This is a genomic window from Pseudomonas sp. KH_024_B2 (genome assembly GCF_057839965.1).
The window spans coordinates 769,437-794,015 of record NZ_CM174502.1 but is presented as its reverse complement, the minus strand read 5'-3'; the positions used below and the strand labels follow the sequence as shown (position 1 = coordinate 794,015).

Here is a 24,579-nt window from a genome sequence, read left to right as displayed (position 1 = left end):
TAATGACGCCCTTGAATTTTCCACGAATCCGAAGGATCGCCTGTGAGCCAGTCCCTGATCGCCGCCCTGCAAAACCCGGCCCTCTATCCTCATCCCGTAGAAGGGTTTCAGGTCATCGAGACGCATATCTCCTGGGTGCTGCTCACCGGCCCCTATGCTTATAAAGTGAAGAAGCCAGTCAACTTCGGCTTCCTGGACTTCACCGGCCTGCAAGCGCGTGAACACTTCTGCGGCGAAGAGTTGCGCCTGAACCAGCGCCTGACCCATGACGTGTACCTGGAAGTGTTGCCGATTACCGGCAGCGCCGAAGCTCCGCAATTGGGCGGCAGTGGCCCGGTGATCGAATACGCGCTGAAAATGCGCCAGTTCTCGCAAAGCGGGTTGCTCAGCACCCTGCAAGCCAATGGCGAACTGACCGCCGCGCACATCGATGAGATGGCCAAACAGATCGCGCGGTTTCACCTCGGTGCGCCGGTGGTCCCGGCAGCCCATGAAGCTGGCACTCCGGAAAGCGTCATGGCACCGGTACGACAGAACTTCGAACAAATTCGCCCGTTCCTCAGCGACAAGGCCGACCTGCTGCAACTCGATGCCCTGCAAGCCTGGGCCGAAAGCAGCTTCGAGCGCCTGAAGCCGCTGCTCGTTCAGCGCAAGGCCGAGGGATTCATCCGTGAGTGCCACGGTGACATCCATTTGGGCAACGCTACCGTGATCGACGGCGAGGTCGTGATCTTCGACTGCATCGAGTTCAACGAACCGTTCCGCTTCACCGACGTTTATGCCGACAGCGCTTTCCTCGCGATGGACCTGGAAGATCGTGGCCTTAAATCCCTGGCGCGACGTTTCATCAGCCAATACCTGGAGCTGACCGGCGATTATCAAGGACTTGAACTGCTGAACTTCTACAAGGCCTATCGCGCACTGGTTCGCGCCAAGGTCAGCCTGTTCAGCATGCCGGCCGAAGCCGACCCGGTGCAGCGTGCGACTACGCTGCGGCAATACCGTAATTACGCCAATCTGGCAGAAAGCTACAGCACCATTCCATCGCACTTTCTGGCGATCACCCACGGTGTTTCGGCCGTGGGCAAGAGCCATGTGGCCATGCGGCTGGTAGAAGCGCTGGGCGCTATCCGTCTGCGCTCCGATGTCGAGCGCAAACGACTGTTCGGTGAACAACAGGTGCAAAACAAGGTTGAGGCCGGCATTTATAGTGCCGAATCATGTGTTGCTACCTATGCCCACTTGCACCAGATTGCCGCTGTCATTCTACACGCCGGCTTCCCGGTGGTGATCGACGCCACCTACCTCAAGCATGAACAACGCGAGAGCGCCGCGAAAGTAGCCGAAGCGACCGGCGCACCCTTCCTGATCCTTGATTGCAACGCTCCGCAAGCAGTCATCGAGAGCTGGCTGGCGCAGCGTCAGGCAGACAAGAGCGATCCGTCCGACGCCACCATGGCGGTTATCGAAGCTCAGCAAGCCAGTCGTGAGGCACTGACGCCAGCAGAAATCCTCTTCAGCAAGCGCATCCAGACCAATGAAAGCGGCACGCTTGATACCGTCGTTGCGCAAATTCGCCAACGTCTGCCGGGCCTGTAAGCAACTATTTCAGCGGTGAAGTCGGCAACGGCTTCACGGCTGTAAAATAGTGGCACTATACTGGCGTCATAAATCCAACAGGTGACGTCCCATGAGCCAGCCGAAATTTCTCGACACCCCGCTTTACGCGTTGTTGCACAAAGACGACATCGAAGGTTTCAATCGAGAACGACCTGAAAACGGGCCTATCGACATGCGTGGCGGTGATTTCCGTGCGCTCGACCTCCGTGAGTTGAACGCCGAAGGCATCGATTTCACTGACGCCTATTTCCGCTCGGCAGATTTGCGTGGCCTGGATTTGCGTAGTTCTTCCCTGGAAGGTGCAAGCCTGGCACATGCGCAAATCTCTGGCGCTTACTTCCCGCCAGAGCTGACAGCCGATGAAATTCTCATGTCGGTCAATTTCGGCACGCGTTTGCGTTACCGCACCAGGTAATACACTTGCTGCTCTGAAGTCCGGCGCCCCTCGCTACGCGCTGGACTGTGCGTTGCGTTTGCAGCGGTCAACCAGCTTGCCTGCCTCTCAATCCCTTCCCACTGCGCCTACAGCCCTTTCTAGAGCTCTCGGGCCTCGCGCCTTAGAAGCTTTTTCGTCAAATCCGATCAAACAACTACGCTTTTCCTACTGACCGCTACACTCCTTTGAAGCTCGCCCACGCACCGTTCGGCCGTCGCAAGGAGGCTTGATGAATGATGAACTGCAACACCTGAAAAACCTTGGCAAGACGTCGGCACAATGGCTGCATGCCGTGGGCATCCATAGCGCTTCTGACTTGCGCCGTCTGGGAGCGGTGGATGCTTATCGAGCCGTACGGACCCGAGGGTTTCGTGCATCGAAAGTGTTGCTGTATGCAATTGAAGGCGCCTTGATGGACGTGCATTGGAACGACATCCCGGCAGAGCGCAAAGAGGCATTGAATAAACAACTGGAAGCCATATCGTCACGCCACAAGAACTGAGCGAGCAGGACTTCCATGTATTTACTCGGGGAAATCATCCGCCCGCCCCCCCCTGTAGGAGCGAGCTTGCTCGCGATGGACTCAAGGACGGCGCGTTTATTCAGAAAATACGCGTTATCGTTAACGTCCATCGCGAGCAAGCTCGCTCCTACACCCCCCTGTTTGCGGGTGATCAGACAGAGTACCTGGTGCGATTCACAGAAATGAGAAAACAGCTGTTGACATAGAAATGAGAATCGTTATGATTATCACAACTGGTCGCGAGATCAGTCGATGATTTGGAAGACCAGTGGTTCGGACTCTCAGATTATCTCCTCATCAGGCTAATCACGGTTATTTGACCCGGCTCTTGCCGGGTCTTTTTTTGCCTGATTTTTACTGACGCAGTTGAGCGCAATAGTCCTGCTCGGGCATAGCAGCGGTGTACCAGACATAGTCCGCCATGCCGGGCGCAACCTCAGCGCCCTCCTCTGCCAATATCAACACAGCCGTCCCATCCGGCGCCCCAAGGTCAAGCAGATGGACCGGCACTCCGACATCCTTGCGTGCGTGGTAAGCGCCGGCAAACAACAGCGAAGGTATGGGGGCCGCCAGCAAGCGCTTGGCCATTCGCCGATCACGTTGCTGCTGGACAGCCAGCATGGCGGGCATTTGCGTTTCCGGCAGCAGACCACAATGGGATTCGCGGACTTGCGCCAGCAGTTCGTCCTTTACCGAAGCCGAGTTTGAACGAGCGCCACTCAACGCAGGTGCCCGGGCATAAATCTTCCGTATTTCACCGGTGTCCAGGTTAGCCGCCAGCAACGGATAAGGTTGAGCCAGGACAAAACGCACGACAGGGCCGTACAGCGTCCAGTCCCAGCCGGATTGCCATGCCAGCGCTTTAGGCAAATCGTCAGGCCAGCCAGTCGTTTTCAACTCGGTGTGGACCTTATTGACGCGAGGCTGTTGATCCGGCGTCAACATCTCCAAAAGAAGGCTGCCTTGAGCACGACGATCGGCCAACGCCCGCAACAACCGCAGTTGCAGCGCGTGGTGATCGGGGTTGTCGTGCCGCTCGCCGACGATGACCCGTGACGCCTTGGCCAGACGCCCGACCAGCTCGTCGACAGTCAGCACTTGACCGCTATTGAGGTCACGGATCATGCCGGCGCGCTCTTTCAAGCCGTTTGAAACAGGCGCGCCCGGCGGCATCGATACATTTTGACAGGCGCCGAGCAGCATCAGAGTCAGTAGCAGAATCGCGCGCATGCTTTCATTCCAGGATGGGTCTTAACGGGCGATGATCAACGGGTGCCCGCGCTCCGGATGTTGTTGCACCAGCACCTCCCTATTACTCAAAGAGTGCTTGAACGCGGGCCAAAACGTCGTCAATCACCATATCGGCAACCGACTCAATGCGTTTGGCGCCACGGGCTTCAAGATCGACGGTGCGGATCTGGTTACACAGAACAACCCCCTGCGTTTCGGTGCCGGAACCACTCAAAGGCACCGCGAAGCCTGCATAGCGGGCAAAGTCGCCGCCTTGGGTGACAGGTGCAATAACGGCGAGTCCCGATGCGTTATAAGCGGCTGGAGTGAGGATCAGAGCAGGACGAAAATCACCCTGTTGCTCGCGACCTGCCGTGGGATTCAGGTTCAGGCGTACAATGTCAGCCCGATTGAATTTCGGACGCTTCACGCTTCACGCCCCACTGGATGCATGGCGTTCCACCCGGCCAGTTCCGCAGGCTCAGGTGCACTCAAATCGCACTGAGCCATCAGATCGGCCAGCCGGTAATGTGGCTTGGCTTTCGCGGGCTTGAGCGTCATAGCTTCGGCGGATACGTCGAGCATCAGCACATCACCGCTGACCAGACTCATCTGCTTGAGTACGGTAGATGGCAGGCGGATCGCCGCGCTATTGCCCCACTGCTGAATTTTGACTTGCATAAACACCTCCGAAATGTATAAACATTGTAGATACTTACATCAATTAATGCAAGCACCATGTATACACTTAGTATCTACAATGCCAGCTCGTAGGCACGACGTCGTAAAGTGTCTTGGTCAACGGACAAATATGGCTGTGATCAAGGCTTGAATGGCCGAGAATGCACTTGAGGATAGACATGAAGTTTCTTTGTACCCACGCCGAACTGGGCGATGCCAGCAGCCGCGGTTTTGATATCGACGGCCAGAAGCTGTTTGCCGTGCGCCGGGAAGGCGAGGTCTACGTCTATGTAAACCGCTGCCCGCATCGGGGCGTTGCGCTGGAATGGCAGCCTGACCAGTTTCTCGACCAGAGCGCCAGCATGATTCAGTGCGCCACCCACGGCGCACTGTTCCTGATTGAAAGTGGCGAGTGCGTTGCCGGCCCCTGCGCCGGGCAATCCTTGACCGCCATTGACTGCAAGGACGACGATCAAGGAATCTGGGTACAACTCTAGCCGTTCAGGATGACATCCAGACGTCGGTCGATACAGACCTCTTCAGCGGTCAGCCGTACGCCGTAAGCCAACACCTCGACTCCGCACGCAACCGCTTCACGCAGTGCTGCGGCGTATAGCGGGTCGATTTCCTCGGCCGGACGCACTGCCTCGATACCCGTCAGGTTGACGCAATACAGCTGCACCGCGCGAATACCGTCCCGCGCCAGGCAGGCCAACTCCCGCAGATGTTTGGCGCCGCGCTGCGTCACAGCGTCAGGAAACGCCGCTATCGCCAAACCATCAAAGCCCAGCGTGACACTTTTGACTTCGACAAACGCCGGACCACCTGGATAATCCAGGCGAAAATCGATTCGACTGTTTTCCTGGCCGTAAGCCACTTCGCGCTTCAACCCGGTGAAGCCATTAAGCTCAGTGATCAACCCGGCGTGCAGAGCCTCCTCGATCAAGCCATTGGCCCGCCCCGTGTTAACGCAAGCCAGGCGACCCTGCGGGGTTTCGCTGATTTCCCAGGTGCCGGGCAATTTGCGTTTGGGGTCATTGGATCGACTGAACCAGACCTGCCCGCCTTCCACCATGCAGTTGAACATCGAACCGGTATTAGGGCAGTGAATGGTCAACAACTCACCGCTAACGGTTTCGATATCCGCCAAAAAGCGCTTATAGCGACGGAGCAATCGGCCTTCTTCGAGTGGCGGATGAAAACGCATCAGCCTTGCCAGCTCCGCAAACCGCGAGCAATCCGCTCGACGGCTTCCTGCAAACGATCCAGGTTCTGGGTGTAGGCAAAACGCACGTGATGACCGGCCTGATGACGGCCGAAGTCCAGCCCCGGTGTAATCGCCACGTGCTCGGTTTCAAGGAAGTGCCGGCAAAAAGCAAAGGCATCGCCACCGAACGCGCTGATGTTCGCGTATAGATAAAACGCGCCTTCCGGCTCCACCGCGATACCGAAGCCCAGTTCCCGCAAGGCTGGCAACAGAAAGTCCCGACGACGACCAAACTCGGCACGCCGTTCTTCGAGAATGCTCAGCGTGGCGGGCTCAAAGCAGGCCAATGCGGCGTGCTGGGCCATGCTCGGTGCGCTGATATAGAGATTCTGCGCGAGCTTTTCCAGTTCGCCGACAGCGGCGGGTGGCGCCACCAACCATCCCAGCCGCCAACCGGTCATGCCGAAATATTTTGAGAAACTGTTCAGGACAAACGCGTCGTTATCGACCTCCAGCACGCTGGAGGCATCCGTGCCGTAGGTCAGGCCGTGATAGATCTCGTCCACCACCAGATGACCGTTGCGCGCCTTGATCGCGGCAGACAGCCCCGCCAGTTCGTCATGGCTCAAAATCGTCCCGGTCGGATTCGCCGGCGAAGCCACCAGCGCACCGACGCTGTCCGGATCCCAATGCCGCTCGACCAGCTCCGGGGTGAGCTGATAACGCACCTCCGGACCTACAGGAACAAGCTGCGCAGCACCCTCCACCAGCCGCAGAAAGTGCCGGTTGCACGGGTAACCCGGGTCCGCCAACAGCCAGTGCTTGCCCGGGTCGACCAGCAAACTGCTCGCCAGCAACAGCGCACCCGAGCCGCCGGGGGTAATCAGAATCCGCTCCGGATCGATGTCCAGACCGTAACGCGTTTGGTAAAAACCGGAGATAGCCGTGCGCAACTCCGGGATTCCGCGAGCGGCGGTGTAACGGGTTTTCCCCGCTGTCAGCGCGGCCTGACCGGCTTTGATGATCGGTTCAGCCGTGGTGAAGTCCGGCTCGCCGATTTCCAGATGGATCACGTCGTGGCCGGCCGCTTGCAGTTCGTTGGCGCGCGCCAGCAACGCCATGACATGGAAAGGTTCGATAGCGCGGCTACGCGCACTGTAGGGCTGAGCCATTAGCCTTCCTTCAATGGGGGGAGCGAAAACCCGATTCTACCCAACGACGGGAATGAGGGAGAGCTTTAAGCGCTCTGAATCTTCAGTTCACCGGAACTCAAGCGTTTGGCTCAAGTTTGACTAAAATCAATAATTGAGCAGCTCTCCAGACCCACCCGGTAAGGCTTTGCAACCTTTTGCAAGCCTGGCAGACCGCAGGCACGACATCCGGGAGTAGCGCGGCCCGATTTGATCTGGTAAGTTCGCCCGCTTGCAGCCGCAGGGCCGGCAGGTGTCGGTATGGAACATTCCTGCGCAATGGATTACAAGAGTAGAGGCGGTCCATTCATGCCCACCCAAGCAAAGCAAAAGCAGAGCCAGTCGATCAGCGGCTTCGAACCCTACGTTCAGACCAAGGGTGAGGAGTACATGGGCGAGCCCATGCGCAAGCACTTCACCAAGATCCTGAACAAGTGGAAACAGGATTTGATGCGGGAAGTCGACCGCACTGTTGATCACATGAAAGACGAAGCGGCCAACTTCCCGGACCCGGCAGACCGTGCCAGCCAGGAAGAAGAATTCAGCCTCGAATTGCGCGCCCGCGACCGCGAGCGCAAGCTGATCAAGAAAATCGACAAGACCCTGCAACTGATCGAAGACGAAGAATACGGCTGGTGCGAGTCCTGTGGCGTCGAAATCGGCGTCAAGCGACTGGAAGCCCGCCCTACCGCCGACATGTGCGTCGATTGCAAAACCCTGGCGGAAATCAAGGAAAAGCAGGTCGGCAAGTAACCGCCGGTTTGAACGAAGAACGGAGCGTGCGAACGCTCCGTTTTTGTTTCTGTGGGTGGCTGGCGCAAGCCCAGACAAAGTAACATCGCACCCATGACTGCCATCACCTCCTCGTATATCGGGCGCTTCGCCCCCACTCCCAGTGGACATCTGCACTTCGGCTCGCTGGTCGCTGCCCTGGCCTCGTACCTCGACGCCCGCTCGGCAGGCGGGCGCTGGCTGATGCGCATGGAAGACCTTGACCCGCCACGGGAGGAGCCCGGCGCCCAGGCTGCAATCCTTGCGGCTCTGGAGCACTACGGTTTCGAATGGGACGGTGAAATGGTCCGACAGAGCGACCGTCACGATGCCTACGCCGAAGTGCTCAATCGCCTGTTCAACCAAGGTTTGGCCTACGCCTGCACCTGCTCGCGCAAACAGCTGGAGCCCTGGCACGGGATCTATCCCGGGTTGTGTCGCAATGCTGGCCACGGCGTTGAAAATGCCGCAATCCGCCTGCGGGTGCCTGAGCTGGAATATCACTTCGAGGACCGGGTGCAGGGCGAGTTTCGTCAGCATCTGGGCCGTGAGGTCGGTGATTTCGTCATTCGCCGCCGCGACGGGCTGTACGCCTATCAACTGGCGGTCGTGCTCGATGACGCCTGGCAAGGCGTGACCGATATTGTCCGCGGCGCCGACCTGCTGGACTCCACACCGCGTCAGCTGTACCTGCAAGAATTGCTTGGGCTGCCGCAACCGCGCTACCTGCATGTGCCGCTGATCACCCAACCGAACGGCCACAAACTGGGCAAATCCTACCGCTCGCCGCCGCTGGCTGACGATCAGGCCACGCCGCTGTTACTTCGCGCGCTGCGTGCACTGGGTCAGAAACCCGGCAGCGAACTCGGCTATGCCAGCCCCCGGGAAGTACTGAACTGGGGTATCCAGCACTGGGATGCAGCGCTAATCCCGCGCACACTGACATTGCCCGAAGCGCAAATACGCTGACGACGCTTGCAGCTTGGCGCCCATCCGTTACCATCGCCGCACGTTTTCGGGCACGCGCACAATAAAGAGAGGCCAGGATGTACATCTATCGTTTGGTCCTGCTCCTGGTAGTCGGGATCTATCTGTTCTCCCCGGCCATCATGGATTGGTGGATCGACGCCACTGGCGCCTGGTATCGCCCTTATCTGCTCTGGCTGATTCTGATCGTTGTGACCTTCATCCTGCAGAGCCAAAAAGATGCCGATGAGCTTTAGCCTGACCCAGATGATCCTGATCAGCGCCGCCTACCTGGCGGTGCTGTTCGGAGTGGCCTGGATCAGCGAACGCGGGATGATCCCGCGCTCGATCATTCGCCACCCGCTGACCTACACCCTGTCTCTGGGTGTGTATGCCAGCGCCTGGGCGTTTTACGGCACGGTCGGCCTGGCCTATCAGTACGGTTACGGCTTTCTGTCCAGTTACCTCGGGGTTTCCGGGGCCTTCCTACTGGCGCCGGTGCTGCTGTATCCGATTCTGAAAATCACCCGCACCTACCAGCTATCGTCCCTGGCCGACCTCTTCGCGTTCCGCTTCCGCAGTACCTGGGCCGGTGCGTTGACGACGATTTTCATGCTGATCGGGGTCTTGCCGCTGCTGGCGCTGCAGATTCAGGCGGTCGCCGACTCCATTGGCATCCTCACCCGCGAGCCGGTACAGCATCGCGTGGCCCTGAGCTTTTGCGCGCTGATCACCCTGTTCACGATCTTCTTCGGCTCACGGCATATCGCGACCCGGGAAAAGCACGAAGGTCTGGTATTCGCAATCGCCTTTGAGTCCGTGATCAAACTGATCGCTCTCGGCGGCGTCGGCCTGTATGCCTTGTACGGCGTATTCGATGGCCCGCAACAGCTTGAACTGTGGCTGCTACAGAACCAGACCGCCCTAGCCGCCTTGCACACACCACTGCAGGAAGGTCCATGGCGCACGCTGTTGCTGGTGTTCTTCGCTTCGGCGATCGTCATGCCGCACATGTACCACATGACCTTCACTGAAAACCTCAACCCGCGCTCTTTAGTAAGTGCAAGCTGGGGTCTGCCGCTATTTCTGCTGTTGATGAGCCTGGCGGTGCCGCTGATCCTCTGGGCCGGCCTGAAACTGGGCGCCACCACCAACCCGGAGTACTTCACCCTCGGCATCGGCATCGCCGCCAACAGCAAGGCACTGGCGCTATTGGCCTATGTCGGCGGGCTGTCGGCCGCCAGCGGGTTGATCATCGTCACCACCCTGGCACTGTCCGGGATGGCCTTGAATCACCTGGTGCTGCCGCTCTACCAGCCGCCGGCCGAAGGCAATATCTATCGTTGGCTGAAGTGGACCCGCCGCGCCCTGATCGTCGCGATCATCATGGCCGGCTACGGGTTCTATCTGTTGCTGGGAGCCGGGCAGGATCTGGCCAACCTTGGCATCGTCGCCTTCGTCGCCACGTTGCAATTCTTGCCGGGCGTACTGTCGGTGCTGTATTGGCCGACCGCCAACCGTCGCGGCTTTATCGCCGGGTTGCTGGCGGGGATTCTGGTGTGGCTGGTGACCATGCTGTTGCCGCTGGTCGGCAATCTGCAGGGTTTTTATATTCCGCTGCTGAACATGATCTACGTGCTGGATGACACCAGTTGGCACATGGCGGCGATCGCCTCGCTGGCCGCCAACGTGCTGATGTTCACCCTGATCTCGCTGTTCACCAATGCCAGCAGCGAAGAAGCCAGCGCCGCCGAAGCCTGCGCGGTGGATAACGTCCGTCGCCCGCAACGCCGGGAACTGCACGCCGCCTCGCCCCAGGAGTTCGCCACGCAGCTTGCAAAACCATTGGGGGCCAAAGCCGCACAGAAAGAAGTCGAACAGGCGTTGCGCGATCTTTATCTGCCGTTCGATGAGCGCCGCCCTTACGCCTTGCGCCGGCTGCGCGACCGCATCGAGGCCAACCTCTCCGGCTTGATGGGGCCGAGCGTGGCTCAAGACATGGTCGAAACCTTCCTGCCGTACAAGGCCGGTGGCGAGAACTACGTCACTGAAGATATCCACTTCATCGAAAGCCGCCTCGAGGACTATCATTCGCGACTGACCGGCCTGGCCGCCGAGCTCGATGCCCTGCGTCGCTATCACCGGCAAACCTTGCAAGAGCTGCCGATGGGCGTCTGCTCGCTGGCCAAGGACCAGGAAATCCTCATGTGGAACAAAGCCATGGAGGAGCTGACCGGTATTGCCGCCCAGCGCGTGGTGGGTTCGCGCTTGAGTACCATTGCCGATCCGTGGAAAGAGCTGCTACAAGGTTTCATCAACCTGCCGGACGAACACTTGCATAAACAACACCTGGCCCTCGACGGCCAGACCCGCTGGCTGAATCTGCACAAAGCGGCCATCGACGAGCCGTTGGCGCCCGGTAACAGCGGCCTGGTGCTGCTGGTGGAAGACCTGACCGAAACCCAGATGCTCGAGGACAAACTGGTGCACTCCGAGCGGCTGGCCAGTATTGGCCGACTGGCTGCCGGCGTGGCCCATGAAATCGGCAACCCGATCACCGGTATCGCCTGCCTCGCGCAAAACCTGCGTGAAGAACGCGAAGAAGACAGCGAGCTGACCGAAATCAGCGGCCAGATCCTCGAGCAGACCAAGCGTGTATCGCGCATCGTCCAGTCGCTGATGAGCTTCGCCCATGCCGGCGGCCATCAACACAGTGACGAGCCGGTATGTCTGGCCGAAGTGGCGCAGGATGCCATTGGTTTGCTGGCGCTGAACCGACGCAACTTCGAAGTGCAATTCTACAACCTGTGCGACCCCGAACACTGGGTCGACGGCGACCCGCAGCGGCTCGCCCAGGTACTGATCAACCTGCTGTCCAATGCCCGCGACGCCTCACCGGCCGGCAGTGCAGTCAGGGTCAAAAGCGAAGCCGGCGAACACACGGTCGATCTGATCGTCGAAGACGAAGGCAGCGGTATCCCATCGAGCATCATGGACAGACTGTTCGAACCCTTCTTCACCACCAAGGATCCTGGCGAAGGCACCGGTCTGGGCCTCGCACTAGTCTATTCCATCGTTGAAGAGCATTATGGACAAATCACCATCGACAGCCCGGCTGACACCGAAAGCCAACGCGGCACCCGTATCCGGGTGACCTTACCGCGTCATGTCGAAGCGACGTCCGCTGTGAACTGAGACCGTCGAGAGAATCGAATCAATGCCGCACATTTTGATCGTCGAAGACGAAACAATTATCCGCTCCGCCTTGCGCCGCCTGCTGGAACGCAACCAGTACCAGGTCAGCGAAGCCGGTTCCGTGCAGGAAGCACAAGAGCGTTTCAGCATCCCCACGTTCGACCTGATTGTCAGTGACCTGCGCCTGCCTGGCGCACCTGGCACCGAGTTAATCAAACTTGGTCAAGGCACTCCGGTGCTGATCATGACCAGCTACGCCAGCCTGCGCTCGGCAGTCGACTCGATGAAGATGGGCGCGGTGGATTACATCGCCAAGCCTTTCGATCACGACGAAATGCTGCAGGCCGTCGCACGCATCCTGCGGGACCGGCAATCGGCTCAGGCAACTGCGGGCGAACGTCCTGCCGGCAAAGCGGCCAATGGCGCAGAGAAGGCGGGTGTCGATAACAGCAACGGCGAAATCGGCATCATTGGCTCCTGCCCGCCGATGCTGGATATGTACAGCAAGATCCGCAAAGTCGCCCCGACTGACTCCAATGTGCTGATCCAGGGGGAGTCCGGTACCGGTAAAGAACTGGTCGCCCGCGCCCTGCACAACCTGTCCCGGCGCGCCAAGGCACCGATGATTTCGGTGAACTGTGCGGCCATCCCGGAAAGCCTGATCGAATCCGAGCTGTTCGGCCATGAAAAAGGTGCCTTCACCGGTGCCAGCGCCGGTCGCGCCGGCCTGGTCGAAGCCGCTGACGGCGGCACCTTGTTCCTCGATGAAATCGGCGAACTGCCATTGGAAGCTCAGGCCCGCTTGCTGCGCGTGTTGCAGGAAGGCGAAATCCGTCGCGTCGGTTCGGTGCAATCGCAGAAGGTCGATGTACGCCTGATCGCTGCGACTCACCGCGACCTCAAGAGCCTGGCCAAGATCGGTCAGTTCCGTGAAGACCTGTATTACCGTCTTCACGTGATAGCCCTGAAACTGCCGGCCCTGCGCGAGCGGGGTGCCGACGTCAACGAAATCGCCACCGCCTTCCTCGCCCGGCAGAGTGCCAGGGTCAACCGCACCGACCTGAAGTTCGCCCCGGACGCCGAGCAGGCTATCCGTCATTACTCCTGGCCGGGTAACGTTCGCGAACTGGAAAACGCGGTCGAACGTGCAGTGATCCTGTGCGAGAGCCCGGAGATTTCCGCCGAGCTACTGGGGATCGATATCGAACTGAGCGATCTGGACGATGACGATTTCATCGGTCTGGCGCCGCAGCAGGGTGGAGCCAACAACACCAGCCACGAACCTACCGAAGACTTGTCGCTGGAAGACTACTTCCAGCACTTCGTCCTCGAGCATCAGGACCACATGACCGAGACCGAGCTGGCCCGCAAACTCGGGGTGAGCCGCAAGTGCTTGTGGGAGCGGCGCCAGCGTCTGGGTATTCCACGGCGCAAGACCGGAGTGGCCAGCGAAAGCTGAACGCCACCTGTCTAGAGTGGGGGGTAACACTCGACTTTGTGAAAAAAACTGTTACCCCAGATTTTTCACGTAACAAAAGCCGGGGCTTACGGTAACGAAGCCCCGGCTTTTTTTGGCCCTCAGAAAACCTGAATCACGCGCTAACCCCTTGTTTTGCTGGCCTTCGCAAAAGTTGGCACGACCCCTGCTATATGCTTAGTACAAAAACAATAACAAGCAATGCAAAAGACAATAAAAATAAGACGAATCGGCTCACGCACAATAAAAACAACACGGCGGAGGCGCAGCTAACTGATTCTTTTGGAGAGGCGTTGTATTTGGGGCTTGCCCCGCAACCAGGCCGAGAACAACAAAAAACTGTCCTAAGACAGAGCCTGAACTGGTTGGATCACTGGATCATGCAACACAGCGACCAAAGCAATCCGTTTGCTCTTGGCTCCCGATTGGGAGGGTCACGAAGGCAACAGCTCGTGACAAGGGCACTCAACAAAAACAAGAAGCCCAACATCCATAATAAAAATAGAGCATGCAACTACTTCTTGGGGAGCTTCGGCTCCCCTTGTGGTTTCTGGCGTTTGGATCGACTTCACACCCTTGCGCACGCTTCCTACACCATCCCCCGACTAAATGCTAGAATCCCCGCCCATCATGCGGTCATTCTTCGTTATGGCCGAACATTCCTTCAAACAGTGCATCCCATGCTGAAGAAGTTGTTCCAGTCATTCCGTTCTCCCTTGCGTCGTACGCAACACATTCGCAGCACGCCTGAAGTGCTCAACAGCAGCCAGCATTCGCTGCAACGCGCTCAGTTCAGCCGTTATGCGGTGAATATCGTCGAACGCTTGCAGAACGCCGGCTACCAGGCTTATCTGGTCGGTGGCTGTGTGCGCGACATGCTGCTCAACATCACACCCAAAGACTTCGACGTCGCCACCAGCGCCACACCGGAACAGGTGCGCGCCGAATTTCGCAATGCGCGGATCATCGGCCGTCGCTTCAAGCTGGTGCACATCCACTTTGGCCGCGAAATCATCGAAGTCGCGACCTTCCGCGCCAATCACCCGCAAAACGACGAAGAGGAAGACAGCAACCAATCCTCACGTAACGAAAGCGGGCGCATTTTGCGGGACAACGTCTACGGCACGCTGGAAGAAGACGCGCAACGTCGCGACTTCACCATCAATGCCCTGTATTACGATCCGGTCAGCGAACGCATCCTCGACTACGCCAACGGCGTACACGACATCCGCAATCATCTGATCCGCCTGATCGGCGATCCACGGCAGCGTTACCAGGAAGACCCGGTGCGGATGTTGCGGGCCGTGCGTTTCGCCGCCAAGCTGGACTTCGGTATCGAGAAACACAGCGCCGCGCCGATTCGCGAGCTGGCACCGATGTTGCGGGAAATCCCCTCGGCCCGGCTGTTCGAAGAAGTGCTCAAGCTGTTCCTCTCCGGGCATGCGGTAGACACTTTCGAAATGCTCGTGGACCTGCAGTTGTTCGATCCATTGTTCCCGGCCAGCGCCGAAGCACTGGAGCACAACCCGACGTACACCCACACCCTGATCAGCGAAGCCTTGTTCAACACTGACCTGCGCATCAAGCAGAACAAGCCGGTCACCCCGGCCTTCCTGTTTGCCGCCCTGCTCTGGCCTGCTCTGCCGGCTCGGGTGCTGCGTCTGCAAGACCGTGGCATGCCACCGATTCCGGCCATGCAGGAAGCCGCTCATGAACTGATCAGCGAGCAGTGCCAGCGCATCGCGATTCCGAAACGCTTCACCCTGCCGATTCGCGAGATCTGGGACATGCAGGAACGCTTGCCTCGGCGCAGCGGCAAACGTGCCGATCTGCTGCTGGACAACCCGCGTTTCCGTGCCGGTTACGATTTCCTGCTGTTGCGCGAAAGCGCCGGCGAACAGACCGATGGTCTGGGTGAATGGTGGACCGACTATCAGGACGGTAACGACAGCGAGCGCCGCGATATGATCCGCGACCTCAATGGCAAGGACGACAGCGCCAGCGGTGCTCCGCGCAAACGTCGCCGCACCGGTGGCAGCAAACGCAAACGCAGCGCCGCTGCACCGAGCGCGTCGGGCGAGTAAGTTCATGGAACGCATCTACATCGGTATGGGCAGCAATCTGGCGGCCCCATCGGAACAATTGCGCAACGCCGTCGAGGCGTTGGCGCAGTTGCCGCAGACCGAGCTGGTCGGCGTATCAGCCTTCTACCAAAGCGACTCTCTGCTGCCCGGTCAACCGCGTTACACCAACGCCGTGGCCGCGCTGGACAGTAGCCTCGCGCCGCTGAAACTGCTGGATGCGCTGCAAGCCATCGAAAACGATCAAGGCCGCGAGCGCAATGAGCGTTGGGGTCCACGCACGCTGGACCTGGACATCCTGCTGTTCGGTGACCGACTGATCGATGAACCGCGCCTCACGGTCCCCCACTACCATATGCAGGCTCGAGCCTTCGTGCTCTATCCCCTGGCCGAACTGGCGCCATCGGGCCTGCAACTGGCGGACGGCCGCCTTCTCGATGAATTGCTCGCCGACTGTCCATTTGTCGGGCTGGAACGTCTGGCGTAGGTTTAACTGTCGCCCCCCACAGGAATGCAGCAACACCGGGATTTTGCTGAATCGCATCAGTAACATGGGTAACACCACCTACGTAACAATGCGGTAACACACACAATTGACTTCCAGAGTTCTCCTCACGACTATAGGCGTCCCGCTGCCGCCAACCCGGCACCAAAGGGCGCAATCCAGGCCTTATAAGCACGACAAAAGAACGTGCGCCTGTATAAATGATGAATCACGCGCGTTACTCGCAGTAGTTTCCACAGCGCCTGAACGAGGACTTTTTTCATGCCAGATATCACCCTGACCACCCTGCAGAGCCTCAAGCACAAAGGTGAAAAAATCACCATGCTGACCTGCTATGACGCGACCTTCGCCCATGCCAGCTGTGAGGCTGGTGTCGAAGTGCTGCTGGTCGGCGACTCCCTCGGCATGGTGCTGCAAGGGCATGACAGCACACTGCCAGTCACTACCGCCGAGATGGCTTACCACGTTGCAGCCGTCAAACGCGGCAACGCCGGTGCGCTGATCCTCGCCGATCTGCCGTTCATGGCCTACGCGACCACCGAACAGGCGATGAACAACAGCGCCATGCTGATGCAGGCCGGGGCGCACATGGTCAAAGTCGAGGGTGCGCTGTGGCTGGCGGACTCGATCCGTCTGCTGGCCGAACGCGGTATACCGGTGTGCGCGCACATGGGGCTGACGCCGCAGTCGGTGAACATTCTCGGCGGCTACAAAGTCCAGGGCCGCAATGAAAACCAGGCCCGGCAGATGCGCGCCGACGCCATTGCCCTGGAGCAGGCCGGCGCCGCCATGTTGCTGCTCGAGTGCGTACCGAGCGAACTGGCAGATGAAATCACCCAGGCAGTGAAGATTCCGGTGATCGGGATCGGTGCCGGTAGCGCCACCGACGGTCAGGTACTGGTGGTGCACGACATGCTCGGCCTGTCCCTCACGGGCCGTGCACCGAAGTTCGTGAAGAACTTCATGGCCGGTCAGGACAGCATTCAGGCAGCCTTGAGTGCATACGTCACTGAAGTCAAAGCGGTAACCTTCCCAGGCGTTGAACACGGATTCTCTGCATGAACACTGTCAAGACCGTGCGCGAACTGCGCGCCGCTGTAGCCCGCGCCCGCAGCGAAGGCAAACGTATCGGCTTCGTGCCGACCATGGGCAATCTGCACAGCGGCCATGTGGCGCTGGTGACCAAGGCCGCCCAGCGAGTGGACTTCGTGGTCGCGAGCATTTTCGTCAACCCGCTGCAATTCGGTGCTGGCGAAGACCTCGACAAGTATCCGCGGACCCTGGCCGCCGACCAGGAGAAACTGCTCCAGGCCGGCTGCCATCTGCTGTTCGCCCCCAGTGTTGAAGAAATGTACCCGGACGGCATGGCCGGCCAGACTCGCGTCAGCGTTCCGCAATTGTCCGAAGGACTGTGCGGCGCCAGCCGTCCCGGTCATTTCGAAGGCGTAGCGACGGTGGTCAGCAAGTTGTTCAACATGGTCCAGCCCGACCTTGCGATCTTCGGCCAGAAGGACTTCCAGCAACTGGCGGTCATTCGCGCCTTGGTCCACGACCTGAATTTGCCGATCCAGATCATTGGCGAGCCAACCGTACGTGCCGCTGACGGCCTCGCGCTGTCCTCGCGCAATGGATTCCTCAGTGAAGAACAACGCGCCATCGCACCGGCCTTGTATCGCAGCCTGAGCCAGATTGCCGAAGCCATCGAACAGGGTGAGCGCGATTACCCCAAACTGTTGTCCGCGCATAACCAGCTGCTCGAAGCCGCCGGTTTTCGCCCCGACTATCTGGAAATCCGCCATGCACTCAACCTGCGCCCGGCCACCCCGGATGACCGCGACCTGGTGATCCTCGCCGCGGCCTTCCTGGGCACCACACGGCTGATCGACAACCTGCATTTGAACCTCGACACGTAATACAAAGCGGCCCCTGTGGGAGCGGGCTTGCCCGCGAAAGCGTCAGCGGCCCCGATACAGTTGTCGCCTGAGATGATGTCTTCGCGGGCAAGCCCGCTCCCACACAAGCCCACTCCCACGCAGGCGCATATATCGTATTGCCCGGCCTCAAAGCTTCGGGCAAACTGCCCGCCGTCCGGATCTGACCAAGGAAACATTCATGCACGCCATCATGCTCAAAGCCAAGCTGCATCGCGCCGAAGTCACCCACGCTGTACTCGACTACGAAGGCTCTTGCGCCATCGATGGCGAATGGCTGGACTTGTCCGGGATCCGTGAGTACGAACAGATCCAGATTTACAACATCGACAACGGCGAGCGCTTCACCACCTATGCGATCCGTGGCGAAGAGGGCTCGCGGATGATTTCGGTCAACGGTGCCGCTGCGCACAAGGCCAAGGTCGGCGATCGGGTAATCATCTGCGCCTATGCTCATTACAGCGAAGCCGAACTGCTCGACTTCAAACCGCGCATGCTCTACATGGCGCCGGGCAATGAGCTGAGTCACACCAGCAATGCCATCCCGGTCCAGGTCGCCTGATCGACCGCGCATTTCTCTGCACTTGAAAGCCCGCCTGTCGCTCTCGGCTGATGCGCCGGTATAAAAAAGTACCGGCCGCTGGTCAGACAAAGCCAAGACAGATCAAGACGTGAGGTTTACTGTACTCGCCCTGCGTTGATGAATCGGTTCAGCACAGGTTACCTGGATATCGTTTTGTGACCGAACAGGACGTTCCGGGCTTTTTAGTGTCCAAAAGGCAGTTCAAGTAAAAGGAAACCCGCAGCGATGGCGTACTACCGCACTCCTCACGATGTTACCGCTCTGCCCGCCTGGCAGGCGTTGAATCAACACCGCGAAGCCATGCAGGATTTCAGCATGCGCGAAGCGTTCAATGCCAACCCTCAGCGCTTCAATGAATTTACCTTGAGCAGCTGTGGGCTTTTTCTCGATTATTCGAAAAACCTGATCACCAAAGAAACCCGCGACCTGCTGGTCGGTCTGGGCAATGAAGCCGGCCTGCAGGACGCGATCAAAGCGCTGTTCGCCGGCGAGCTGGTCAATTCCTCGGAAGGCCGCCCTGCCCTGCACACCGCTCTGCGCCGCCCGGTGGGCGACAAGCTGTCGGTGAACGGCGTCAACGTGATGCCGGAAGTGCACAAGGTGCTGAACCAGATCACCGAGCTGGTCGGCCGGATCCACGACGGTCTGTGGCGCGGCTATACCGAGAAGCCGATCACCGACGTGGTGAACATCGGCATCGGCGGCTCGTTCCTCGGCCCGGAGCTGGTCTCCGAAGCGCTGCTGTCCTACGCCCAGAAAGGCGTGCGCTGCCATTACCTGGCGAACATCGACGGCAGTGAGTTCCACGAACTGTCGATGAAGATTCGCGCCGAGACCACGTTGTTCATCGTCTCGTCGAAGTCCTTCAACACCCTGGAAACCCTGAAAAACGCTCAGGCGGCTCGTGCCTGGTACCTGGCCCAGGGTGGCTCTGAAGCCGAGCTGTATCGTCACTTCATCGCGGTCTCGAGCAACAATGCCGCCGCTGTGGCATTCGGTATCCGTGAAGAAAACATTTTCCCGATGTGGGACTGGGTTGGCGGACGTTATTCGCTGTGGTCGGCCATCGGTTTGCCGATCGCCCTGGCCATCGGCATGTCCAACTTCAAGGAACTGCTGTCCGGTGCCTACACCATGGACCAGCACTTCCAGAGCGCGCCATTCGAACAGAACATGCCGGTGCTGCTGGCGTTGCTGGGTGTCTGGTACGGCAATTTCTGGGGCGCGCAAAGCCACGCGATCCTGCCGTACGACCACTACCTGCGCAACATCACCAAGCACTTGCAGCAGCTGGACATGGAATCCAACGGCAAGAGCGTGCGCCAGGACGGTACACCGGTGTCCACCGACACCGGTCCGGTCATCTGGGGCGGCGTGGGTTGCAACGGTCAGCATGCCTACCACCAGTTGCTGCACCAGGGCACCCAACTGATTCCGGCCGATTTCATCGTGCCGATCGTCAGCTTCAACCCGGTAGCCGACCATCACCAATGGCTCTACGCCAACTGCCTGTCGCAAAGCCAGGCGCTGATGCTCGGCAAGACTCGTGTCGAGGCCGAAGCCGAGCTGCGTGACAACGGCATGAGCGAGGACGAAGTGCAGAAGCTTGCGCCGCACAAGGTGATCCCGGGCAACCGTCCGAGCAACACCCTGGTCGTCGAACGTATCAGCCCACGTCGCCTCGGCGCACTGGTGGCGATGTACGAACACAAAGTCTTCGTGCAGAGCGTGATCTGGGGCATCAATGCCTTTGACCAGTGGGGTGTGGAGCTGGGTAAAGAGCTCGGCAAAGGCGTCTACAACCGCCTGACCGGCAGCGACGAAGAGCCGGCCGACGATGCCTCGACCCAAGGTCTGATCAACTACTTCCGCGGTCGTCACCGCGGCTGATGTGATCTTCGCTCCCACAGGTTATCGCCGAACCTGTGGGAGCGGGCTTGTGTGGGAGCGGGCTTGCCCGCGAAGAACGATAACGCGCAATGCCTGAAAAACGCGGTGCTCGCTTCGCGGGCAAGCCCGCTCCCACAACACCAGCCCTTCCCCGCTCAGTGTACGACTTGAACCCATTTGCCACTCGGCGCATCTTTATCACTTGTCGCAAAAACAAGAATAAGGAACCGTCATGTTCGATATCAGCACTTTCCCCAAAGCCGATGCCGTCCGCCGGGCTGCACAATTGAGTCAGGACGACTACCAGCGCCTTTACCGCCAATCCATCGAGCACCCCAGCACCTTTTGGGCCGAACAGGCCACGCGTTTTCTCGACTGGAGTGCGCCGTGGCAAACCGTCCAGCGCTATGACCTGAAAACCGGTGCCGCCAGCTGGTTTGCCGGCGGTCAGTTGAACGTCAGCTACAACTGCATCGACCGTCATCTCGAACAACGCGGCGACCAGATCGCGATCATCTGGGAAGGCGACGACCCCGCCGAATCGGCACAGATCACCTACAAAAAACTTCATCACAACGTCTGCCGCCTGGCCAACGTGCTGAAAAGTCGTGGCGTTAAAAAAGGCGATCGGGTCTGCATCTACATGCCGATGATCCCCGAAGCGGCCTACGCCATGCTGGCCTGCGCGCGGATAGGCGCGGTGCACTCGGTGGTCTTCGGTGGTTTCTCCCCGGACGCCCTGCGCGACCGGATTCTCGACGCCGACTGCCGCACCGTGATCACTGCCGATGAGGGCGTTCGCGGTGGCAAATTCGTACCGCTCAAGCAGAACGTCGACAAGGCCCTGCTCAGTTGCCCGGACGTCAGCACAGTGCTGGTGATCGAACGCACCCAAGGTGACGTCAACTGGGTCGAAGGCCGTGACCTCTGGTATCACCAGGCTCTGCGCAGCGTGAGCGACGACTGCCTGCCCGAGCCGATGGACGCTGAAGACCCGCTGTTCATCCTTTACACCTCCGGCAGCACCGGCAAACCCAAAGGTGTGTTGCACACCACTGGCGGCTACCTGCTGCAGGCGGCGATGACCTTCAAGTACGTATTCGACTACCGTGACGGCGAAGTCTTCTGGTGCACCGCCGATGTCGGCTGGGTCACCGGCCACAGTTACATCGTCTACGGCCCGCTGGCCAACGGCGCGACCACACTGATCTTCGAGGGCGTGCCGAGCTATCCGAGCAGCTCGCGGTTCTGGCAGGTGATCGACAAACATCAGGTGAACATTTTCTACACCGCGCCCACCGCAATACGTGCGCTGATGCGCGAAGGCCCGGAGCCGTTGCAAGAAACATCGCGCAGCAGCCTGCGGCTGTTGGGCACCGTCGGTGAACCCATCAACCCGGAAGCCTGGGAATGGTATTTCAATGCGGTCGGCGAGCAACGTTGCCCGATCGTCGACACCTGGTGGCAGACCGAAACCGGCGGCATCATGCTCAGCCCGCTGGTCAGCGCCAACCGAACCAAGCCCGGCTGCGCCACCCAGCCCATGTTCGGCGTGCAACCGGTGTTGCTGGACGAACAAGGCAAGGAAATCCGCGGCGCCGGTAGCGGCATTCTGGCGCTCAAGGCCAGCTGGCCGGCGCAGATCCGTAGCGTCTACGGCGACCCGAAACGCATGCTCGAAACCTACTTCAAACCCTACCCCGGCTACTACTTCACCGGCGACGGCGCCCGACGCGATGAAGACGGCGATTACTGGATCACCGGGCGTATCGATGACGTGATCAACGTGTCCGGGCACCGCATCGGTACGGCTGAAGTAGAAAGCGCGCTGGTGCTCCACGACAGCATCGCCGAAGCCGCGGTGGTCGGTTACCCCCACGACCTCAAGGGCCAGGGGATCTACGCCTTTGTCACGCCGATGAATGGCATAGAACCCAGCGACGAACTGAAGAAAGAACTGCTGAGCCTGGTCAGCAAGGAAATTGGCAGCTTCGCCAAGCCGGAGCTGATTCAATGGGCGCCAGCCTTGCCGAAAACCCGTTCGGGCAAGATCATGCGGCGGATTCTGCGCAAGATCGCCTGCAATGAACTGGACAGTCTGGGTGATACCTCGACCCTGGCCGATCCGAGCGTGGTCGAGGGTCTGATCGACAAACGCCTGAACCAATAAACCTGCGCGGCCATTGCCGCGCCTTGCGGTAACAACCGAGCAGTCATGGAATTCATTCGTAGTCGTATCGAAACCCAGATCATGAGCCTGAGCGGCTTGTCCCTCGGCAAGCTGGATCTGGAGAACCCCAAGGGCGATCCCGGCCTGTTCGGGCCGGACTCGGTCAGCTGGCAAGTGCATGGCGACTTCAGCAGCATGCTGATCGGCGGTATCAGCGCGCTGATGCTGCAAGCCCTGCATCCGCTGGTGCTGGCCGGGGTCTGGGATCACTCGAACTTTCGTGAGGACATGCTCGGCCGACTGCGCCGCACCGGGCAGTTCATCTCCGGCACCACCTTTGGCTCGCGACAGGACGCCGAATGGCTGATCGACAAGGTCCGTACCATTCACCTGCAAGTGACCGGCACCGCGCCCGACGGCCAGCCTTATGCCGCCAGCGACCCGGATCTGCTGACCTGGGTGCATGTGGCCGAAGTCAGCAACTTCCTCGCTGCGCACCTGCGTTACCGCAATCCGAATCTGTCGCCAGCCGATCAGGATCGCTACTACGCGGAAATCGCCCTGGTAGCCGAACGACTGGGTGCGCGGGATGTGCCGCGCTCACGCCAGCAAATTGCCGACTACCTTGAAAGAATCCGCCCGCAGCTGTTGTGTGACGAGCGCAGCCGCGAAGTGCTGCGACTGTTGATGAACGCACCTGCCCCCAGCCGTCTGGCCAAGCCTTTCGGCGGTTTGATGATGCAGGCCGGCATCGACCTGCTGCCGGATTGGGCCAGCGACATGCTGGGTGTCAGCCAGAGCCCGCTGCAACGCAAGCTGATCCGCGCCAGTGTCAAACGCAGCGCTCCGATGCTGCGCTGGGCAGTGCGCAACGGCTCGGTGCAGCGTGCGCGGCGGCGCATGGGTTTGCTGAGCTGAGACCGGTTCTGTGAGCGACTCATAACTTGTAGGAGCGAGCTTGCTCGCGATGGACGTTAACGATAACGCGTGTTTTCTGAATAAACGCGTCGCCCTTGAGTTCATCGCGAGCAATCGAGCGTCGACCGGCTGCTCCTACAGTGAAACTGGTAGACTGCCGCGCCCAATCATTCGCAAGGCGCCCAGCATGTCTTCCTTGAATCAGGCGCTGCGCGCCGCCCTCGATCATCGCCAGGACCTGCTCGCCGAGCTGCATCAGCAAGGCACCGACTGCTATCGGTTGTTCCATGGCAGCCAGGAAGGCGCCGGCGGCTTGACCATCGACCGTTACGGTCCGCAACTGCTGGTGCAAAGCTTCCATGAGTCGCTGGAACGCGACGCACTGCTGCAACTGCACGAAACCATCAATCAGCACCTCGACCTGAACACCCCGCTGGTCTACAACGACCGCTCCCGGGGCAATTCGCGAATTGACCGGGAAGACTCGGTCTACCGTGCCGAAGACGCTGCTCTGGAAGATCTGATCGGCCACGAATGGGGCCTGAACTACCGGGTCCGCGGCCGCCACGCCGGGCAGGACCCACTGCTGTTTCTCGACCTGCGCAACGCTCGCGGCTGGGTCAAAGACCACAGCGCCGGTAAAAGCGTACTGAACCTGTTCGCCTACACCTGTGGCGTTGGCTTGTGCGCAGCAGCCGGGGCTGCCCGCGAGGTGTGCAATCTGGATTTTGCCGAGGGCAATCTGGCGGTCGGCCGTGAGAACGGCCTGCTCAATCCGCAGTTGCCGAAGATGCAGTTCATCCAGTCCGATTATTTTGCGGCGATTCGTCAACTGGCCGGCTTGCCGATCATTCAACGTCGGCACAAATTGCCGAGCTACCCACGTCTGGAGCAGCGCCAGTACGACCTGGTCCTGCTTGACCCTCCCGCCTGGGCCAAGAGTGCTTTCGGCACCGTTGACCTGCTGCGCGACTATCAAAGCCTGCTCAAACCGGCCCTGCTGACCACCGCCGAAAATGGCGTACTGATCTGCTGTAACAATCTGGCAAAGGTCAGCATGGACGACTGGCGTGAACAGGTTTTGCGCTGTGCCGAAAAGGCCGGACGCCCGGTGCGCGACTGGCAGGTATTGACGCCGGGCAGCGATTTCCCGTCCCTGGATCAGCAGCCACCGTTGAAAACCCTGATCCTGCAACTCTGATTCA

23 protein-coding genes are annotated in these 24,579 nt (G+C 59.6%); 18 read left to right on the top strand and 5 right to left on the bottom strand.

The window, feature by feature from the left end:
• Positions 1 to 42: 42 nt before the first annotated feature.
• The 3 genes from AC3I0A_RS03645 (at position 43) to AC3I0A_RS03635 (ending at position 2,558) form a co-directional block, all read left to right on the top strand.
• A complete protein-coding gene (locus AC3I0A_RS03645; RefSeq protein ID WP_489376287.1) occupies positions 43 to 1,599 on the top strand; it encodes a bifunctional aminoglycoside phosphotransferase/ATP-binding protein in 1,557 nt (518 codons plus the stop codon).
• A gap of 91 nt (positions 1,600 to 1,690) precedes the next feature.
• Entirely contained in the window at positions 1,691 to 2,035 is a 345-nt protein-coding gene (locus AC3I0A_RS03640; protein ID WP_489376286.1) for a pentapeptide repeat-containing protein, read from the top strand.
• Positions 2,036 to 2,285: 250 nt separating this feature from the next.
• A complete protein-coding gene (locus AC3I0A_RS03635; protein WP_007971093.1) occupies positions 2,286 to 2,558 on the top strand; it encodes a TfoX/Sxy family protein in 273 nt (90 codons plus the stop codon).
• 375 nt (positions 2,559 to 2,933) lie between these two features.
• Here AC3I0A_RS03635 and AC3I0A_RS03630 read toward each other — a convergent pair whose 3' ends face one another.
• From AC3I0A_RS03630 to AC3I0A_RS03620, 3 genes are all read right to left on the bottom strand, one after another.
• Positions 2,934 to 3,809 (bottom strand): ChaN family lipoprotein, encoded by an 876-nt coding sequence (locus AC3I0A_RS03630; protein WP_489376285.1) that lies wholly within the window; start codon positions 3,807 to 3,809, stop codon positions 2,934 to 2,936.
• Positions 3,810 to 3,891: 82 nt separating this feature from the next.
• Positions 3,892 to 4,239, bottom strand: coding sequence for a type II toxin-antitoxin system ChpB family toxin (locus AC3I0A_RS03625; protein ID WP_489376284.1), 348 nt, complete (start codon positions 4,237 to 4,239; stop codon positions 3,892 to 3,894).
• Positions 4,236 to 4,490, bottom strand: a complete 255-nt coding sequence (locus tag AC3I0A_RS03620) for an AbrB/MazE/SpoVT family DNA-binding domain-containing protein (protein ID WP_489376283.1) — start codon at positions 4,488 to 4,490, stop codon at positions 4,236 to 4,238. Before AC3I0A_RS03620 ends, AC3I0A_RS03625 begins: the two co-directional genes overlap by 4 nt.
• Before the next feature lie 179 nt (positions 4,491 to 4,669).
• On the opposite strand from AC3I0A_RS03620, the gene AC3I0A_RS03615 reads away from it, so the two are divergent.
• The gene (locus AC3I0A_RS03615; RefSeq protein WP_489376282.1) at positions 4,670 to 4,987 is read left to right on the top strand and encodes a Rieske (2Fe-2S) protein; all 318 of its coding nucleotides are present in this window, start codon (positions 4,670 to 4,672) and stop codon (positions 4,985 to 4,987) included.
• Here AC3I0A_RS03615 and sfsA read toward each other — a convergent pair.
• Both sfsA and AC3I0A_RS03605 read right to left on the bottom strand, forming a co-directional pair.
• Positions 4,984 to 5,697: a DNA/RNA nuclease SfsA gene (gene sfsA, locus AC3I0A_RS03610; RefSeq protein ID WP_489376281.1), complete on the bottom strand. Its 714-nt coding sequence runs from the start codon at positions 5,695 to 5,697 to the stop codon at positions 4,984 to 4,986. The genes AC3I0A_RS03615 and sfsA overlap by 4 nt on opposite strands.
• Positions 5,697 to 6,869, bottom strand: a complete 1,173-nt coding sequence (locus tag AC3I0A_RS03605) for a pyridoxal phosphate-dependent aminotransferase (RefSeq protein ID WP_489376280.1) — start codon at positions 6,867 to 6,869, stop codon at positions 5,697 to 5,699. The genes sfsA and AC3I0A_RS03605 overlap by 1 nt, the downstream gene beginning before the upstream one ends.
• 327 nt (positions 6,870 to 7,196) lie before the next feature.
• On the opposite strand from AC3I0A_RS03605, the gene dksA reads away from it, so the two are divergent.
• The 14 genes from dksA (at position 7,197) to AC3I0A_RS03535 (ending at position 24,575) form a co-directional block, all read left to right on the top strand.
• Complete coding sequence (gene dksA / locus AC3I0A_RS03600) at positions 7,197 to 7,640, top strand: RNA polymerase-binding protein DksA (RefSeq protein ID WP_489376279.1); 444 nt, start codon at positions 7,197 to 7,199, stop codon at positions 7,638 to 7,640.
• A gap of 102 nt (positions 7,641 to 7,742) precedes the next feature.
• Entirely contained in the window at positions 7,743 to 8,627 is an 885-nt protein-coding gene (gluQRS, locus tag AC3I0A_RS03595) for a tRNA glutamyl-Q(34) synthetase GluQRS (RefSeq protein WP_489378402.1), read from the top strand.
• A 77-nt stretch (positions 8,628 to 8,704) separates the two neighbouring features.
• Complete coding sequence (locus AC3I0A_RS03590; protein ID WP_003176118.1) at positions 8,705 to 8,881, top strand: hypothetical protein; 177 nt, start codon at positions 8,705 to 8,707, stop codon at positions 8,879 to 8,881.
• Positions 8,865 to 11,819 (top strand): sensor histidine kinase, encoded by a 2,955-nt coding sequence (locus AC3I0A_RS03585; RefSeq protein WP_489376278.1) that lies wholly within the window; start codon positions 8,865 to 8,867, stop codon positions 11,817 to 11,819. The genes AC3I0A_RS03590 and AC3I0A_RS03585 overlap by 17 nt, the downstream gene beginning before the upstream one ends.
• A gap of 22 nt (positions 11,820 to 11,841) precedes the next feature.
• The gene (locus AC3I0A_RS03580) at positions 11,842 to 13,278 is read left to right on the top strand and encodes a sigma-54-dependent transcriptional regulator (RefSeq protein ID WP_489376277.1); all 1,437 of its coding nucleotides are present in this window, start codon (positions 11,842 to 11,844) and stop codon (positions 13,276 to 13,278) included.
• A gap of 698 nt (positions 13,279 to 13,976) precedes the next feature.
• Positions 13,977 to 15,380 carry a polynucleotide adenylyltransferase PcnB gene (locus AC3I0A_RS03575; RefSeq protein WP_489376276.1) on the top strand — a complete coding sequence of 468 codons (1,404 nt, stop codon included), beginning with the start codon at positions 13,977 to 13,979 and terminating at the stop codon, positions 15,378 to 15,380.
• Positions 15,381 to 15,384: 4 nt separating this feature from the next.
• A complete protein-coding gene (gene folK, locus AC3I0A_RS03570) occupies positions 15,385 to 15,864 on the top strand; it encodes a 2-amino-4-hydroxy-6-hydroxymethyldihydropteridine diphosphokinase (RefSeq protein WP_489376275.1) in 480 nt (159 codons plus the stop codon).
• A gap of 279 nt (positions 15,865 to 16,143) precedes the next feature.
• A complete protein-coding gene (gene panB / locus AC3I0A_RS03565; RefSeq protein ID WP_489376274.1) occupies positions 16,144 to 16,944 on the top strand; it encodes a 3-methyl-2-oxobutanoate hydroxymethyltransferase in 801 nt (266 codons plus the stop codon).
• On the top strand, positions 16,941 to 17,795 hold the full coding sequence (panC, locus tag AC3I0A_RS03560) for a pantoate--beta-alanine ligase (protein ID WP_489376273.1): 855 nt from the start codon (positions 16,941 to 16,943) through the stop codon (positions 17,793 to 17,795). Before panB ends, panC begins: the two co-directional genes overlap by 4 nt.
• Before the next feature lie 199 nt (positions 17,796 to 17,994).
• A complete protein-coding gene (gene panD / locus AC3I0A_RS03555; RefSeq protein WP_489376272.1) occupies positions 17,995 to 18,375 on the top strand; it encodes an aspartate 1-decarboxylase in 381 nt (126 codons plus the stop codon).
• A 246-nt stretch (positions 18,376 to 18,621) separates the two neighbouring features.
• On the top strand, positions 18,622 to 20,286 hold the full coding sequence (gene pgi, locus AC3I0A_RS03550; protein WP_489376271.1) for a glucose-6-phosphate isomerase: 1,665 nt from the start codon (positions 18,622 to 18,624) through the stop codon (positions 20,284 to 20,286).
• 232 nt (positions 20,287 to 20,518) lie between these two features.
• On the top strand, positions 20,519 to 22,456 hold the full coding sequence (gene acs, locus AC3I0A_RS03545; protein WP_489376270.1) for an acetate--CoA ligase: 1,938 nt from the start codon (positions 20,519 to 20,521) through the stop codon (positions 22,454 to 22,456).
• A 45-nt stretch (positions 22,457 to 22,501) separates the two neighbouring features.
• Positions 22,502 to 23,374 (top strand): oxygenase MpaB family protein, encoded by an 873-nt coding sequence (locus AC3I0A_RS03540; RefSeq protein ID WP_489376269.1) that lies wholly within the window; start codon positions 22,502 to 22,504, stop codon positions 23,372 to 23,374.
• A gap of 187 nt (positions 23,375 to 23,561) precedes the next feature.
• Positions 23,562 to 24,575, top strand: coding sequence for a class I SAM-dependent rRNA methyltransferase (locus AC3I0A_RS03535; RefSeq protein ID WP_489376268.1), 1,014 nt, complete (start codon positions 23,562 to 23,564; stop codon positions 24,573 to 24,575).
• Positions 24,576 to 24,579: the final 4 nt, after the last annotated feature.